The 16,289-nt window shown below is 60.4% G+C and carries 8 protein-coding genes; 4 read left to right on the top strand and 4 right to left on the bottom strand.

All coding sequences use genetic code 11. From position 1 onward, the window contains the following. Positions 1–75: 75 nt before the first annotated feature. Both ACRC0P_RS11780 and ACRC0P_RS11775 read right to left on the bottom strand, forming a co-directional pair. On the bottom strand, positions 76–3,297 hold the full coding sequence (locus tag ACRC0P_RS11780; RefSeq protein WP_438631103.1) for a TonB-dependent receptor: 3,222 nt from the start codon (positions 3,295–3,297) through the stop codon (positions 76–78). 280 nt (positions 3,298–3,577) lie between these two features. After that, entirely contained in the window at positions 3,578–4,138 is a 561-nt protein-coding gene (locus ACRC0P_RS11775) for a hypothetical protein (RefSeq protein WP_438631101.1), read from the bottom strand. Positions 4,139–4,156: 18 nt separating this feature from the next. Here ACRC0P_RS11775 and ACRC0P_RS11770 point away from each other — a divergent pair, with 18 nt between their 5' ends. Beyond that, complete coding sequence (locus ACRC0P_RS11770; protein WP_438631099.1) at positions 4,157–6,811, top strand: endo-1,4-beta-xylanase; 2,655 nt, start codon at positions 4,157–4,159, stop codon at positions 6,809–6,811. Between the two features lie 92 nt (positions 6,812–6,903). Beyond that, positions 6,904–8,811, top strand: coding sequence for a sialate O-acetylesterase (locus tag ACRC0P_RS11765; RefSeq protein WP_438631097.1), 1,908 nt, complete (start codon positions 6,904–6,906; stop codon positions 8,809–8,811). A 177-nt stretch (positions 8,812–8,988) separates the two neighbouring features. On the opposite strand, the gene ACRC0P_RS11760 is transcribed toward ACRC0P_RS11765, so the two are convergent. Both ACRC0P_RS11760 and ACRC0P_RS11755 read right to left on the bottom strand, forming a co-directional pair. After that, a complete protein-coding gene (locus ACRC0P_RS11760) occupies positions 8,989–10,356 on the bottom strand; it encodes a glycoside hydrolase family 5 (RefSeq protein ID WP_438631095.1) in 1,368 nt (455 codons plus the stop codon). A gap of 636 nt (positions 10,357–10,992) precedes the next feature. Beyond that, positions 10,993–13,869 carry a glycosyl hydrolase 115 family protein gene (locus ACRC0P_RS11755; RefSeq protein WP_438631093.1) on the bottom strand — a complete coding sequence of 959 codons (2,877 nt, stop codon included), beginning with the start codon at positions 13,867–13,869 and terminating at the stop codon, positions 10,993–10,995. 412 nt (positions 13,870–14,281) lie between these two features. Between ACRC0P_RS11755 and ACRC0P_RS11750 the strand changes: the two genes are divergently transcribed. After that, complete coding sequence (locus ACRC0P_RS11750) at positions 14,282–15,268, top strand: aldo/keto reductase (protein ID WP_438631091.1); 987 nt, start codon at positions 14,282–14,284, stop codon at positions 15,266–15,268. Positions 15,269–15,301: 33 nt separating this feature from the next. Next, positions 15,302–16,141 carry a DUF6597 domain-containing transcriptional factor gene (locus ACRC0P_RS11745; protein WP_438631089.1) on the top strand — a complete coding sequence of 280 codons (840 nt, stop codon included), beginning with the start codon at positions 15,302–15,304 and terminating at the stop codon, positions 16,139–16,141. The last annotated feature ends 148 nt before the right edge of the window (positions 16,142–16,289 follow it).

Raw genomic sequence — 16,289 nt, 5'->3', positions numbered from 1 at the left:
GTGCCCATCATCCGCGCTGGATGATGGGCATGTCGCTGCGCTCCTTTGCCCATCCTACAGATTTGAGCCGCGCCTTCAGAAAGTCGCGCGGACGATCAGCGCCGCGCGGCGGTCACTCACAAACCAGGAGCGCGCCGCCTCGGTACCGAAATCGTCCAGGATCATGGTGGTCTCGGTCTGGGTGTCGAGGATGTTGGTGAACTGCATCCCCACCTTGACGCTGTCGTTCACGTCGTAGAAAACGGAACCGTCCAGGAAGCCGGCAGCTTCGTTCATCAGCGGATACTTGCTGATGACATCGCGGGTGGTGAGCAGGTACCTGTCGCGCCAGTTGTAGGCCAGGCGCGCGGACCAGCCGTTTTTCTCGTACATGCCGACGATATTGAAGGTGTTTTTGGAAACGCCTTTCAGCGGCAGCAGGGAAATATCCGGCAGCGGGTAGCGATCCGCTTCCGGTTCCAGATTGTCGCCGGTAACCGGATCTCCCAACCCGGACAGGCGGCTGTTTTTGAGGCCGGAATCGATGTAGGTGTAGTTGAGCTGCACCCCCAGACCATCCCAGGGCGCGGGCAGCATGTCGTAGAACTGCTGGTAGGCCAGCTCAAAGCCCTGCATGTAGCCATCGCCGGCATTCACTGTGGTCTCAAAATCCACCGTCTGCACCTGGCCGGTGACGGGGTTGGCAAAGTTGCGCGGCACGCCGGCCTTGATGAAGGTGTCGCTCAGATCCTTGTAGAACAGCGAGGCGGTCAAGGAGCCCACACTGGCGAAGTACCACTCCAGCGATACGTCGTACTGCACCGATTCCATCGGCCACAGGGAGGGGTTGCCGCCGGAGCCCTGCCAGTAAACCGGCGCCACGGACTCGATCTGGCGGAAATTGTTACCATCCTCTTCATCGTCATCGTCCGGGGGCGGCGCGTTGGGGTCTTCGGGCACCACGGTCACCGCCAGCTGCCGCGCGCCGAGCACGGCCTGGTTTTTCACTTCGGACATGTCCGGCAGGGCTATGGCCTTGGATACGGCGAAGCGCGCCAACAGGTCATCGGTAATACCCAGCTTCAGGTTGAAACTGGGCAACACGGTGCTGTATTTGCTCCCGGTCTCCTCCAGGGTAAAGGCGTCGTTGGCGAAGGCCTTTTCCGTCGGGGTGAGCCAGTTGTTGGGATCGCGGGCGTAGGCCACGGCATCGCTTTCGGTTTCGAAGCGCCCATCGGGGCCTACCACGCCGGGCTGAGTGACCCACTGATCAATGGCGTCCTGATCGCTGAGATCCACAGGCGCACCTTCCGGGTAAGGCAGACCAACAAAATCCGGGTACTGCACAGAGCCCAACGCCTCGCGCTCCAGCTCCACGTAGCGCAGGCCGATGTTGCCGTTGAAGCGCAGGGTCGTCTCATCGGAGCCGAAATCCAGGCGCACATAGGCGGCGCGATTGATTTCGGTGGTATCGTAGACTTCCGGCGCCTGGAAGAGCCCTTTCGACACCAGATCTTCACGCGCGTAATAGGGTACCCAGGGATCGTTGTCTGGAGCATTGTTGAACAGCTCCTTGCGTCCGGCGAGCACGTCTTTCACCAACTGCTCGGTTGGAAAGAGGAAACCATCGCCGGGCACGCTGAGCACATCGCCGCGGTGGAAATCGCTGAAGTCCACAAATTCGTAGCCTTGATCAGCTACCCGCGGATCGCTCAGGGGGACAATATCCCCTTTCCACTCGGCGCCGATAGTACCCCAGTTGCTAAAGCCAGTGTTGCGCACCGTCTGCTCTCGCTCGGCCCAGCGCACACCGGATTTCACCGAGCGCAAAAGGCCGAAAGGCTCCTCGGTGAAGTGGTAGGTGACATCGGAGCGGGCCGCGACGGACTCCCCTTCGGAGCGCTCGTAGTGGTCCATGGCGGAGCGCCACCAGTAGTTGTCCGGGTCCTGGAACCAGTTGGGGTTTTCGCTGGTGTCGTAGGGTCGATAGGGATTCTGCAGTATCAGGGTGGGGGAATCCCCAGTGGTATCGTAAACTTGCGCCGCCCACTGGCCGAGCGCTAGCTGCAGGTCATCCTCCGCCGTTTCCGCCGCGATGTACTGCAGATCGAAGTTGTACTCCCAGTTCTCGTCGGGAGTCAGCCGCAGGTTGATGGCGGCGTCGTCCACTATCGTGTGCGTGTCTTTGTGGCGGGTATCCGCCTGGAATTTGGAGCCGAACTGCCCATCCCCCGGCGCATAGCTGCCGCGCCAGCCGGGCTCGGTGACCAGAATCCCTTTTTCGAAGATGCCGTCGCCGCCGAAGGAAAAACGGGTGCCCTCCAACTCGCCCACTTGGCGCACACCGTCGTAGGAATCCCCCTGGTATTTGACCGCGTTTTCCGTCCAGGAAAGGCGCGCGTCGGAGCGCATGAACTGAGCGGTGGCGAGGATTGTTTCCTCCGTGTTCGCCCACTGGAAGGCCGCGGCGTAGCCCTTGCGGGTACGGTCGTCGTTCTTCATGGTCATGTTGGAGCCGTTGGGCACCCACACGGTATTGAATCCCTCCGCGCCGGCAAAGCCCTCGGCGTCGTACTCGAGGAAGGCGTCGGACTGAATACCGTGGGACGTGCCCCGCAACTCAGAATGCGCGGCGTTCAACAGCACACCGAACTCGCCCACATCGGTCATCCAGCGGTCGCTGTAGAGCGCGGATATGGTCGGCGTGGACTCTTCGGTCATGTCGCCATAGGAAACATCCCCGGACACCGCGAAGGTCTGCCCGGCCGTATCGAACGGCTTGCGGGTACGCAGGCTCACGGTGCCACCGATACCCCCTTCGATCATGTCCGCGGACTGGTTTTTGTAGATATCCACGCCGCCCATCAGCTCCGGCGGTACGTCCTGCCAGGAGAGTCCGCGGCCGGAGTTGGCGGTGAAGGAGTCGCGGCCGTTGAATTCGGAGCGGGTGGCGGTCATACCGCGGATGATGGCGCCGGAGCCTTCCACGCCAAAGTGGTCCGGGTCCTCGGAGGCGGCAAAGCGCTCGATGGCCACACCCGGCATGCGCTGCATGGCCTCCAGCACGCTGCGATCCGGTAGGGAGCCCATATCCGCAGCGGAGATACTGTCGACGAAGGTATCGGCATTGCGCTTGATGTCCTGGGCATTTTCCAGGTTGATGCGCACACCCTGGATCACGATTTCCTCGAGGAGCTCGGCATCGTAGGCGCTTTCAGATTCCTCGCTTTTCTCGGCCTCCTGGGCCAGCACCTGCTGGGCACTTACGGATGCCGCCAGTGCGATAATGACTTGTGATAGCTTTTTTTTCTTGAACACGGGAATTCCCCTATTACTTAATCTTGCCTGATCCACAGAGTTGCCCGGCTACCCAACTCCAAGGTGTTCCCTGCCATTTGCTGTTATTAATTGATGAATTCTTTTTTGTTACCGCTACCAGTAAAGTCCGACAATTGGGACGCTGATGTCAAGATTTTTTGTTTTCGGTGGCGAAATAAATGATTCAGCCAACAGCCAAATAGAATAGATATGCTCAGTAAAATCCGATAATTGGTACGCTGATGTCAAGTTTTTTTGTCTTCGCTGACAAATAAATGATTTAGCCGCCAGCACAAATGGAGGATTTAGACGCCAGCACAAATGGAGGATTTAGCCGCCAGCACAAAAAATAAATAGACGAGTTAACCGTCAGCACAAATAGATGATTTTGACGCCAACTCAAATAAATGCGCATTTTTTTTGCGACTCGTCGATGTTGTAAACGTTTACATGAAGTGTTAGCAGTGTTAGCGTTGATGGTACGACTTTCCCAAATGGTGTTAGCAATGTTAGCGTTGATGGAACGGCTTTCCCAAATGGTGTTAGCAGTGTTAGCGTTAATGGGACGGATTTCCCAGATAGTGAGGAACCGGGCTTCAGCGACAAATAACCGGCGCGGCAGGCGCCATTTCACAGGCACCAGTAAAACTTGCGCGACATCAGCGACGACACAGCCTTCACCATTTTCCTGTGTACCCGCACCCGCGCTCAGATTCTCGCAGGATGGAAGAAGCGGGTGGAGCGGCAGCCCCGCGGCTGCCGCTCCACGTCCATGCCTCTCCAGCCTGCGATTTCCACACCACAGCGATTTAACAACAACAAGGTCCGGAACACCGGACAAACGGGAAGGGTATCGACCATGAAATTTAATCTCTTTCGAGTGGTATTTCTCGCCGCCGCGCTGGTCGCGGCCGGCTGCACTAACAAGGAAACGGAGGACCCGGACGATTCGGCGCCCGACGTCAACGCACCACCGGTGGCCGACGCCGGCGCCGACCTGACGGTGGCCGAGGGGGACGCCGTCATCCTCACCGGCTCCGGCACCGATGTCGACGGCAGCATCGCCAGCTACAACTGGAGCCAGGCCTCAGGCCCCTCGGTGACCCTGTCCACGGACGGCGCCGAGGCGAGCTTCACCGCGCCCGCGGTGGAAGAGGCGGCGCAACTGGTGTTCGAGCTACAGGTCACCGACGACGGCGGCGCCACCAGTGAGGCGGATTCGGTAGCCGTAATGGTGCTGCCGAAACAGGAGAAGTTTTTCGGCACCGCCACCGACAGCGACAACGACTATCTGCAACTGACCACCTACTTCGACCAAGTGACACCCGGCAACGCCGGCAAGTGGGGCAGCGTCGAGTCCACACGCGACCAGATGGACTGGCAGGCGCTGGACACCGCCTACAACTTCGCCAAAAACAACGGACTGCGCTACAAGCACCACACCCTGATCTGGGACCAGCAGCAACCGGCTTGGCTTGAGGGTCTCCCCGCCGCGGAGCAGTTGGAGGAAATCGACGAGTGGATGGCCGCGGTGGCCGCTCGCTTCGAGGACAGCGAGGGCAAGGTCGACCTGGACATGATCGACGTGGTCAACGAGCCCCTGCACGCCCCCGCCTTCTATAAAGACGCCCTCGGCGGCGACGGCGACACCGGCTGGGACTGGGTGATCGCCGCCTTCGAGCTGGCGCGCGCGCATTTCCCGGATTCCACCCTCATTCTCAACGACTACAACATCCTGCAACTGAAGGAATTCACTGAGAAGTACCTGGAAGTGATCGAACTGTTGCAGGAGCGCGAGCTGATCGACGGCATAGGCGTGCAGGCCCATTTCCTCGAGCAGACCTCCGCTGAAACCGTGCGGAGCAACCTAGACCTGCTCGCCGCCACCGGCCTGCCCATCTATGTCTCCGAACTGGACATCGACTTCGCCGACAACGCGCGCCAGGCCAACAAAATGCGCGACCTGTTCAGCGTCTTCTGGCAGCACCCTGCGGTGGCCGGCGTCACCCACTGGGGCTACCGCCAGGGCGGCACCTGGCGCCCGAACGCCTGGTTGCTGAACGCGGACGGCACCGAGCGGCCAGCGCTCGAGTGGTTGCGCTGCTTTATTGCCGAAGAGGGCGACTGCGACACCAAGGTGCCCGAGTACCAGCCCGCCGGTTGGGCCGGCGATGAGTTGCGCTTAACCCTGGAGGCGGAACTCTACGACCAGGGCCAGGGCGTGCTGGCCTCCGGGGATATCGTCTCGCACACCGACCTGGGCGACTGGATCCTGTTCCAGGGGGTGGAGTTCAAGAACAACTGGGACAGCTTCTCGGTCAACTACGCCAAGGGCAGCGGCGTGGCGGGCAGCCTCTCCGTGCGCCTCGACAGCCTGGACAACAGCAATAGCCTCTCTGTGCCGCTGCCGAACACCGGCGGCTGGAGCGAGTTCGCCACCGCGGAAGCCGAGTGGCCGGCGATCGAAGGCAGCCGCGATGTCTACATCCGCTTCAACGAGGTGGCCGACGTGGGCAATATCGACTGGCTGCGTTTCGGCGAGGCCGGGGCCCCCCAACCGGACGTCAATCTGGTGGCCAACGGCGACTTCGAGCAGAACGTTGCCGGGTGGAATGCCGGATGGGGTGGCGGCGACATCGAAGTATCCACCGCCCAGGCGAAAGTCGGCACCCACAGCCTGATCGCCTTCGGATTCGGCGGTGGCGCCTATGCGGCCTACAACCTGGACGTCTCGGCCCTGACACCCGGCACCAGCTACCCGGCGAGCGCCTGGGTGTGGATCAGCGGCGACAGCACCGGCCGGGTGACCCTGACCCGCAAGCTGGCCTGTGAGGGTCAGAGCGACGACTACAGTTGGGTGACCGACGAGGACAGCATCGAGCCGCAAACCTGGACCCAGCTCCAGGGCGAACTGACGATACCGGCGGACTGTACCCCCACCGAAGTGCTGATCTACTTCGAAAACACAGCCACCGGCACTGACGTGCATATCGACGATGTCCAGGTCACAGCCCCCGCTCCCGCGGAACCGAGCGACAACCTGATCGCCGACGGCGGCTTCGAGGGCGCCAGCCTCTCGGGCTGGAGCGCCTGGTGGACCGGCGGTACCAGCCTGACTCTGACCACCGAGCAGTTCCACGACGGCGCCCAGAGCATGAAGATATCCGAGCGCACCGCCAACTCGAATCCGTCCATCGACCTGGCCGGCGAGGTGGCCGCCGGCAGCAGTTACGACGTGAGCGCCTGGGTGCGCCATACAGGCCCGGACGCAGTATCCGTCGTCCTCACCCGCAAGCTGGCCTGCGAGGGAGAGGATGACAGTTACGCCGCCATAGCCGGCAAGGATGGCGAGAACGCGGACATATTGTTTCCCGCCAACGAGTGGACCGAACTCAGCGGCACCTTGGAGATTCCGGCGGACTGCACCGTCAACGAAGCGCGCCTCTACTTCGAGAATACTCCCCTCGAAGTGGAGACCATCTACATAGACGATATCTCGGTCACCGAGCAATAATTAATTTCTCCGTTGTGCTTCTTCGGGCGCCGCAAGGCGCCCGTTTTTATTGAGACGCCTTAATTTAGCCTTATTTATTGAGTTACCGGCCTATGCGACAAAAATCCCTGTTAACACTGCTCGCCGCCTGCCTGCTGTCCGCCACCACCCAGGCGGAAGTGCGCCTGCCGAAGCTGATCGGCGACGGCATGGTGCTGCAGCGAGACGCACAGGTAAAAATCTGGGGCTGGGCGAGCCCGGGGGAAAAGATCTCCGTAGAGTTCAACGGCCGTCGGCACACCGCCGTCACCAATCGCGAGGGCGCGTGGGAAGTTCTCTTCAAAAACCTGAACGCCGGCGGCCCCCACACCATGGAAATTCGCGGCGACAACGCCATCTCCATCGAAGACGTTCTGGTGGGCGACGTGTGGCTCTGCTCCGGCCAGTCGAATATGGAGTATCCCCTGTCCCGGCTCGCCCACCACTACGGGGATGAGATCGCCGCGGCCGACAATCCCTTTATCCGCCAATTCCTGGTACCGCAGCACTACAGTTTCAAAACGCCGGAAACGGACCTGGAATCCGGCGAATGGAAAAGAGCCACCCCGGAAAATGTTCTCAAGTTTTCCGCGGTCGCCTATTTTTTTGCAGAGGAAACCCATAAGGAACAGCGGGTTCCCATCGGCCTGATCAACGCCAGCCTGGGCGGCTCCCCCGCGGAGGCCTGGCTCAGCGAGGAGGCCCTGAAATCCTTTCCCGAGCACTTCGCCGAACTGCAGCGCTTCAAGAGCGACGAGCTGATCGCGGAGATCGAGCAGTCGGACCGCAAACGCATCGACAACTGGTACCAGCAGGCAAACCAACAGGACAAGGGCCTGCGCGATTCCAAGACACCGTGGCACAGTATGCGCATACCGGGCTACTGGGCGGACACACCGCTGGGCAAAACCCACGGCATCGTCTGGTTCAGAAAGGAGATCGAGGTGCCGCAACGACTGGCGGACCGGGACGCCACCCTGGTCCTCGGCCGTATCGTCGACGCGGACACCACCATTATTAATGGCGAGGAAGTGGGCAATACCGGCTACCAGTACCCCCGGCGGAGATACCGGGTGCCGGCGGGCCTGCTCAAGGCGGGCGCCAACACCATCGACATACGCGTCACCAATGAGCGGGGGCGCGGCGGTTTTGTGCCGGACAAGACCTACGCATTGTTTATCGGGGACGAGCGCATAGAGTTGAGCGGCGAGTGGCAGTACCGGCTGGGCACCGCCATGCCGCCCCTGGAGGGACAGACCTTCGTGCGCTGGAAGCCCGGCGGTCTCTACCAGGGCATGATTCATCCGCTGCTGAACTACCGGATCAAGGGCACCCTCTGGTACCAGGGTGAGTCCAACGCCGGCCGTCCCGGGGAATATGCAACCCTTTTCCCCGCGCTGATCCGCGACTGGAGAGACAACTGGAAACAGGGCGACTTCCCCTTCCTGTTCGTGCAGCTGGCCAACTTTATGCCGGCAAAGGAAGAGCCCTCGGAAAGCAATTGGGCGATGCTGCGGGAGTCCCAGCACAAAACCCTGAGCCTGCCGAACACGGCGATGGCGGTGACGATCGATGTTGGCGAATGGAACGATGTGCACCCGGTGAACAAAAAGGCTGTCGGCGAGCGGCTGGCGCTGGCCGCGCGCCGGGTGGCCTATGGCGAGGAGGAAATCGTCTTTTCCGGGCCGAGCTTCGAATCCATGAAAGTGGAAAACGGCAGGGCCCTGCTCAGCTTCTACAACACCGGCAGCGGCCTGGTCGCAGAGGGCAATGGCAAGCTGAAGCAATTTGCCATCGCGGGAAAGGACAAGCAGTTTGTATGGGCCGAGGCCGAAATCAAAGGAAACCAGGTGGTCGTCTGGAGCGGCGAGGTTCCCGAGCCGGTGGCGGTCCGCTACGCCTGGGCGGACAACCCCGAAGGGGCGAACCTCTTCAACCGGGAAGGGCTGCCGACCTCCCCTTTCCGCACAGACAATTGGTAGCAGTCATAGAAAAAATCCCCTACCCCTCCGACAATAACGATATTTTTTAGTAACTACTCTCCCCTCCCCCGCTTGCGGGGGAGGGGCCGGGGGAGAGGGCTTTAAACAGCGCCCCCTCGCCCTAACCCTCTCCCCCAACGGGGGAGAGGGGACTGTTAGGGTGAGTAGTTACATTTTTTATTCTATTGACAGTACTATCGTTACAACACTGCGGGCAGGCAGGTCTGGCAGTTGCACCTGTCCGCCCTCAACAACGATATCGAGCGGCGCTCGGTCGTCTGTTATCGATGTCACAAAAGCATCGGCGGCCTGAATGCTTTCCGTCATCTCCAGATCGACATCTTCCAGGTTTCGCTCCGACCTGTTCAGCACAACAGCGACTATTTCGTTCTCTCCCTCATAGGCTGTGATGTAGACATCGCTTTGGTCCACACTGGCGCCAATGCGGACATATCCGGGTCGAACAAATTTGGCATAATGGGAAAAGGCCCAACCGCGTTTCAACACGTCACCCTTTACAGTGCCGTAAGCCGCTTCGCCGTCACCGATCAGCGAATAAAAGCGGCGGGCCCACCACCATATATAGGCATTCCAGTTGACATCCATACTTTTGTGAACGCTTCCCAGAACCTCGTCCAGTGTTTCATCCCACACATCGGGATCAGCACCACCCCATATCGCGGCACCGTCGCCATCCGCATCGTGGATCAGCCATTCGGTCATCCAACGCTGTTTATTCTTTTCTTCCGCAAGGGGATAAGGGGTAAAAGTACCGCTGTCTTCGGCGCCGTAGAGGTGGCCGCCGACAAACTCGAACTGTTCCAGTGCGGCTGTATCGTTCAAGCTCGGGTCGGTATAGGCCCGGTCAAAGCGCAGCGACTCACCCACCAGTAAATCCGCCTGCACCACACTGCCATGGTCCCGGACAAAGTCTCTCAACTCCTTTCCCGACCACTCGCAGGAGTCGTAGTCGGGGTGCCAGTCGGGTTCGTTCTGTACCGAGACCACGTCGATAACAATACCCAGGCTGGACATATAGGCAACATAATCATTCAAGTGCCGGGCGTAATCATCGTAGTAATCCAACAATAACCTGCCACCACCTATGGTGCTGTCGTTGTCTTTCATATAGGCAGGTGGCGACCAGGGAGTCGCGAGAACTTTTACGGTATCGCCGTACACCTTCGCCTCGACCAGATTATCGACCCCGCGGGACCAGAGATCCGGGTCCGGATCGATCATGGTACGGAGTATGGATAATCCCAGCTCCCTCTCCCCGATGCCTACCAGCGTTCTCACTTCACTGACAGTGAGCATATTTGATGTCCACATGGGCAGGGCGGCGCCGAATCCGGCAATTTCCTGGTAGCGCTGCTGGGAGTCGATAGTTATTTTGAGTTCATCCGGCGGAGGGTCGGGCTCCGGTTGCGGAGTTGGCGGCGAGCTCCCACCACTACCGGAGCCGCCACCACAAGAGGCGACAAGCAAAGTTGACAAACTTAGTAGAATAATTTTTTTAATATATCGGTCGAAGACGCTATACATTATTTGATCCCGATATTGTTATAGATATTAACCCGACCGACTTGTGCCACCATTCGCGCTGGAACCCTCTACCTCCATAATGGACAGGCTTGGCCACTGCCAGCAGCGAGGGACTGAAGAAGAGACTGCTATTTGCGCCGGACGAGATTATGTTGGATGAGCCCAGGGACGGATTTTTTTCATTTTTATCAACGACTGCCTCGCCGTGGACCCAGCGGCGGCAACTCTCCTCTTGGCTGTTGCCGCGGCAGCGCCCTTGTAACAGCTCTGGAAGCGTCTCGGCGGCGTCATTGTTATTGATTTCCGTGTGTACTACCGGAAAATGGTACCGCTATCATTATTTTTGCATTAGCTGTTACAGCATGTCAATGAATTGTATGGGAAACAATGCTCGCCAGGATGGTAGCGCCCAAATTCGACGTCAGTACGAGAGAGATGGAGAAAATTCTCGCGCAGGCCACGCGCCTCGCATATCTGAGAAGCCCCTCCATGGGCTTGCCCTGCGGTCAGCTAAAGCTAAACAAAATCGCTCCCGGCGATTTTGGCGCCAACATTCCGCGGGTAACAATCAAATTGTTCGAGGCCGAAGTTGCTGCGAATAGGTGGAGCGACCGGGCGAACTATTTGATTGCCGGGTTAGTTGAGACGCACACTCTCCGGCGGCCCCAGATAGCTGGGCTGGAGGCCGCCGGTGTCGATAACGATTTTCTGCAGGGTAACCGCCGGGTCCAGGGCGTAGAGGCGCAGCCGGTGCAATCCGGGTTTGGTGACCTGCAGGCGGCTCTTCGCCAGGCGCACGCCGTCGCTGACTTCCCGCGCCCACTGGTGCTTGTCCAAACCTTCGAGCAGATCCACCACCTGAGGCTCTCCGCCATCCAGCGCCAGCGCGTAGCGCAGGCCGCGCCCGGGGAGGATTGCCTGCGTCGGGGCGACGTAGCCGCTCACTTCAAATTCACCGGTGGAGAAAAAGTAGACATCGTATTCGAGCCAGGGCGCGCGTTGCGGCTCATCGAAACGCCTGTCGGTAACCGGGAACACCGACATGGACGAGCGGGTGCGCCCGTGCCCGGGAATTTCCTCCCAGGCGATGCCGTCCGCCCCGCCTTTGCGACTGAAGTGGCCGGCCTCGATGGACACATAGCCGTCCGCCTCGACGAAGCCTTTGGCCGCGCGTTGCTGTTTCGGCGATGGGTTGAAGGCGCTGACTCCCACGCGGGCGCCGCCCCAGCCGGTGCCGGTGATATGCACGTGACCTTCGATACGGCCGGCGGGCGCCGCATCCCAGTCGATACTCACTTCCAGGGTTTCGCTCACCTTCACGCTGCCCTCGGCCCGGCTGACACGAATCCAGGGTGCGCTGCTGTCTATCTTGAAATCGAAAGGCGCGGTGCCGCGATTGTAGATTTCCAGGCGGCGGCTGGACTGGCCGTAGGGGCTGAATTCCGGCAGCCGGTAGTCGCCGGGCTCCGGCCAGGCGCGGGCCATGCCCTCCACCGCCACGCCCATATCCGGCTGCTCGTGCGGCTCGTAGCTGTGCAGCATCGGCAGGGTGTTGGCGGGCGGGTTGTTCCAGTGGGTGTAGCCTATCCGGGGCTGGGACATCATGTGATTCCACTTGCCGCCGGCCAGCTCCCGATGGAAGTAGTCCTCCAGCAAACCGTCCTGCTGAAACAGTTCCCGGGCCCTGTCGGCCCAGGCCTGCGCCTCGGCGCGGCCCTGGCGGGCATAGAGGCGGTTGCGCGCGGTGGCGGTATACATTTTGGTGATGGTCGCAGTGGCCTTTACCGGGTGCAGCACCAGTTGATAGAAGGCATCGCGACGGCTTTGCGGCAACTTGCCGTACAGGACTTCGGCCCTATCCACCAGTTGGTCCAGCTCCGCCTCGATCCGCCCCGCCTCGCGGTAGTGCAGCAGACTGTAGGTATCCGCATCCTGCTGCTCCGGTTTGCGACGGCCGTTATGGCGGGTGTAACCACTCACAAGCGCCTCGATTTCCTCCGCGTATTCGGCGCCGAATTCGCGCGCGGCCCAGAGGCGGCCGAACTCCCGCAGTCGCTCTCTGGGCCAGGATTCCGGGCTCCAGGCCAGGCGCAGGAAAAACTCGGTGGGAAATTCCATCGGCTTGAGGTCGCCGACGTTGACTATCCAGATCTTCTTCGCCTCGTAGGCCTGGGCCAGGTTCATCTGCTCCCATACCTTGGCGATGGGCACTGTATTGATCCAGCGGTAGGAACGCGGGCCGCCTACATAATCGAAGTGGTAATAGACACCGGCGCCGCCGCTGCGGCCGCGCTCGTCCGGAGTGGGCAGGCGGCGGATATTGCCCCAGTTGTCGTCGGACCAGAGCAGGGTCACGTCTTCGGGAACGCGCATGCCCTTTTCGTAGAAGCCCTGCACCTCCTTGTAGAGGGCCCAGACCTGGGGCACGCGGCGCGGATCGCCAAAAGCCCGCGTGAGGATTTCGCGCTGGTCGTCCACGATCTGCTCCAGCAGCGCTACGTTCTGGCCCTCACTCATGGGCTTGTCTTCCTGGCCGCGCATGCCGAGGGTGTAGATACTCTCGTAGGGTTTATTGCGCTCTACCCCATCCTTCCAGAAGTCGCGGAGATTTTTTGCGTTGCTGGAGTACTCCCAGGGCCCTTCGCCGTAGCGGTTCCACTCCTTGTCTGCGCGCATCATCGGTTCGTGGTGGGAGGTTCCCATGACGATGCCGTACTCGTCGGCGAGGATCATATTTTGTGGGTCATCGTCGGCGAAGGCGTTGTTCCACATGGCCGGCCACAGGTAGTTGGCCTTCAGGCGCAGCAGCAGTTCGAATACCTTTTCGTAGAAGTCGTGGTTGTAGTCGCCGAAGGTTTCTTTGACCCAGCCGCTCAGCGCCGGCGCCTCGTCGTTAAGGAAAATGCCGCGGTATTGGACCGCCGGGGCGTCCTGCACGAGGACGTTGGCGCGCGCATAGAGGCGCGGCTTTTTCCCGGGCGGCAGGTCCGCCCACCAGTGCCAGGGGGAGACGCCAATCTGTTCACTGAGATCGTAGATGCCATAGATGGTGCCGCGCTTGTCGCTGCCGGCGATCACCAGCGCGCGTTCCACGCCGGGCAGCGGTTGCTGCACGGTTTCGATGTGGTAGCCCTCCCAGCGATCGGCGACGGCGGCGGGGTCGATCTTGCCGCTGGCGATCAGTTGGTCTATCAGTGCGCTCCTGCCGATGGTGCCGGCGATTACCGCGTGTTTTTCGCCGGTTTGCGATGCCGCCTGGCGGATTTGCGGGCGCTGCCCCGTGACCCGTTCCAGGTCACCTGCCAAGGTGGCGGCCGCTCGCTGTACGCCCTTGTGATCGGCACTGTCCACATACAGGCCGGCGCCGTGCAGCTGCACCGCACCGGGTTGCGATTCGGTGGTTACGTAAGGGACACCGCCCAGGGCCAGGACGGTGGGAGTGAGCAGGGTGCCGATAAGGAACAACAGAATTTCGGCGGCGCTCCGGCCCGGTAGCAATCTCACTCGCGACATTCTTTTCTCCATCTCCGGTTGCAATTTATATTGTGAGCGTTGTTCGCGTCGCCGGCACCCGCTCTTCATTAGTCGTTGATATACCGTTCACGGGCGAAAATGATATCGCTACCACAAGTATTTACCCCGGCAGCCCGAGGCATGTCAAGATTTTGTATAAAAAACCCCGTTTTACTCCTTGATTTCCATGATTCAAGACTGCTGGGCTGGTTGCCACCCGCCCGGCAGAATGGTAGCGTCACCAGGATTGCCCCGGCCGGCGCCCGGCGCGCCGATACAATAATAACAACCGGTGCTCCCATGCCCCATCCGGCAGCTTGCCTTTAACACTTGTACCCGCTCTCCGCGATCGCCGCCGACATCCGGCTCCCACCGGGAGCTTCAGCCAGTTATTTTTTAGAAGGGATAGTCCATGAACACCAGACGACTCGGCAAAACCGGCTATCAGGTGAGTGAGATAGGCCTCGGTTGCTGGCAGCTCGGCGGCGACTTCGGGCCCGTCGCCGACAGGGACGCGGAGACGATTCTCGCCGACGCCGAGCGCCTCGGGGTTACCTTCTGGGATACCGCCGATGTCTACGGCGACGGCCTGAGCGAGCAGCGCGTCGGCAGCTTCCTGCGCGAACAGAAGGGGCTGCAAAGACAGATAGTGGCGACCAAAGTGGGACGCTCACCACTGCTCTATCCCGACAAATACACCCGGCGCGGCGTTCGCGAGAGCCTGCAGAGCTCCGCAAAGCGTCTCGGGGTCGAAGCCATCGATCTCGCCCAGCTCCACTGCGTTCCCCCCGAAGTTCTCGGGGACGGCGAGATATTCACCTGGCTCGACGACCTCAAATCCGAGGGACTGATCCGCCACTACGGCGCCAGTGTCGAGACCATTGAAGAGGCTTTTCTATGCCTGGAACAGGATGGCCTGGCGAGCCTGCAAATCATCTTCAACCTTTTCCGCCAGGACGCCAGGCTGCAATTGCTGGACGCCGCCCGGCAAAGGGATGTGGGCGTTATCGTGCGCCTGCCGCTGGCCTCCGGGCTCCTCTCCGGAAAATTCACCAGGGATACCCGCTTCGCCACCTCCGACCACCGCAACTACAACCGCGACGGCGAGGCGTTCTCCGTGGGCGAGACCTTCGGCGGAATCCCCTTTGGGAAGGGTGTTGAACTGACCGAGGGGCTGCGCGAACTGCTTCCCGGTTCCATGGATATGGTTCACTTCGCCCTGCGCTGGATTCTCGATCACGAGGCGGTATCCACGATTATTGCCGGGGTATCGAAGCCCGGACAGATAGGCGTCAACGTGGAAGCAGCAGGACTGCCGCCGCTCGATCCCGCCCTTCACGAAAAAGCGTTCAACTATTACCAGGATCTAGTCAGACCGTTTATTCGTGGAGAAATTTAATAGAGAGCACCTGCAAATCGCAACCTGTAAAAAATGCACTATCGCGAACAGGCCCCCCGGGCGAAACTCCGTCCCTATATCAACTGCTTCTGGGCGATTGATTCCGCCGAGGCGGTGACTGTTCGCGACCGCACCCTGCCGGACGGCTGCCAGGAAATCATCTTCAATCTGGACGCCCGGGTACTGCGCGATGATGGTCGGGGGTTCAGCGCCAATCCCGCGGTGGAACTGGTGGGGCAGATGACCCGGCCCTACGAGGTGCTCACCCGCGGGCGCCAGCGGTATTTCGGTATCAAGTTCTATCCCCACAGTTTTTCGCCGTTTACCCGCGAGCCCATTTGCGACCTGCGGGATCAGTCCATCGACCTACGCGCCTTGTTCGGCGGCGAATTCGAGCGGATCATCGACGGTGTTTTCGGGAAACCGGAGTTCGAAAGTTTTGTCCGGCTGATGGAAAACCACCTGCTGCGCCAGCTGCAATCCGCAGGTACCCACGCCCGCGGCTACCGGCTGGTGGAGCGGGCGGTCCGCGCCCTGTTTTTGCCCGAGCCGCCAGCCATCAAAGCACTCTGCGCGGAGCTTGGGGTGAGCGACCGCCATCTGCAATCCCGATTCAGGCGGCATACCGGCCTGTCGCCGAAACAGCTGACGAAGATGATCCGCTTCCAGAAGAGCTTTCAATACCTGGCCGATCCCCGACTCTCGCTGACGGAAGTTGCGCAGCACTGCGGCTACTACGACCACGCGCATTTCGCCCACGATTTCAAATCCCTCGCGGGCTTGAGCCCTTCACAGTACCTGTGCACCGACAGGCCCCTGACCGGCTTTTTCCTCGCTGCGGAAAGCCGTGCCTATCTTTGCAATCTCCGCTAGTTGACGCTGTTGTAGGAGATGTAATAAAGCGGCGAGCCAAGATCTAGCTCAGTAGGAGGTCAGTCCCCTAAACTGGTTGAGTTTTGAAACACAAGGTCGCTAAGCGCCTTAAACCAGAAGGGGACTGACATGAATAACTGTGGCATTG

It is taken from the genome of Microbulbifer sp. (genome assembly GCF_051659245.1).
Lineage (GTDB): Bacteria > Pseudomonadota > Gammaproteobacteria > Pseudomonadales > Cellvibrionaceae > Microbulbifer.
The sequence above is the reverse complement of the archived record's forward strand: the minus strand, read 5'-3'. Positions and strand labels throughout refer to the sequence as shown.

What these genes read in the sequence shown, in the direction of transcription:
- ACRC0P_RS11770 (WP_438631099.1), top strand. Translation starts at nt 4,157, where the DNA reads ATGAAATTTAATCTCTTTCGAGTGGTATTTCTCGCCGCCGCGCTGGTC.
- ACRC0P_RS11765 (WP_438631097.1), top strand. Translation starts at nt 6,904, where the DNA reads ATGCGACAAAAATCCCTGTTAACACTGCTCGCCGCCTGCCTGCTGTCC.
- ACRC0P_RS11760 (WP_438631095.1), bottom strand. Translation starts at nt 10,356, where the DNA reads ATGTATAGCGTCTTCGACCGATATATTAAAAAAATTATTCTACTAAGT.
- ACRC0P_RS11755 (WP_438631093.1), bottom strand. Translation starts at nt 13,869, where the DNA reads ATGTCGCGAGTGAGATTGCTACCGGGCCGGAGCGCCGCCGAAATTCTG.
- ACRC0P_RS11750 (WP_438631091.1), top strand. Translation starts at nt 14,282, where the DNA reads ATGAACACCAGACGACTCGGCAAAACCGGCTATCAGGTGAGTGAGATA.
- ACRC0P_RS11745 (WP_438631089.1), top strand. Translation starts at nt 15,302, where the DNA reads ATGCACTATCGCGAACAGGCCCCCCGGGCGAAACTCCGTCCCTATATC.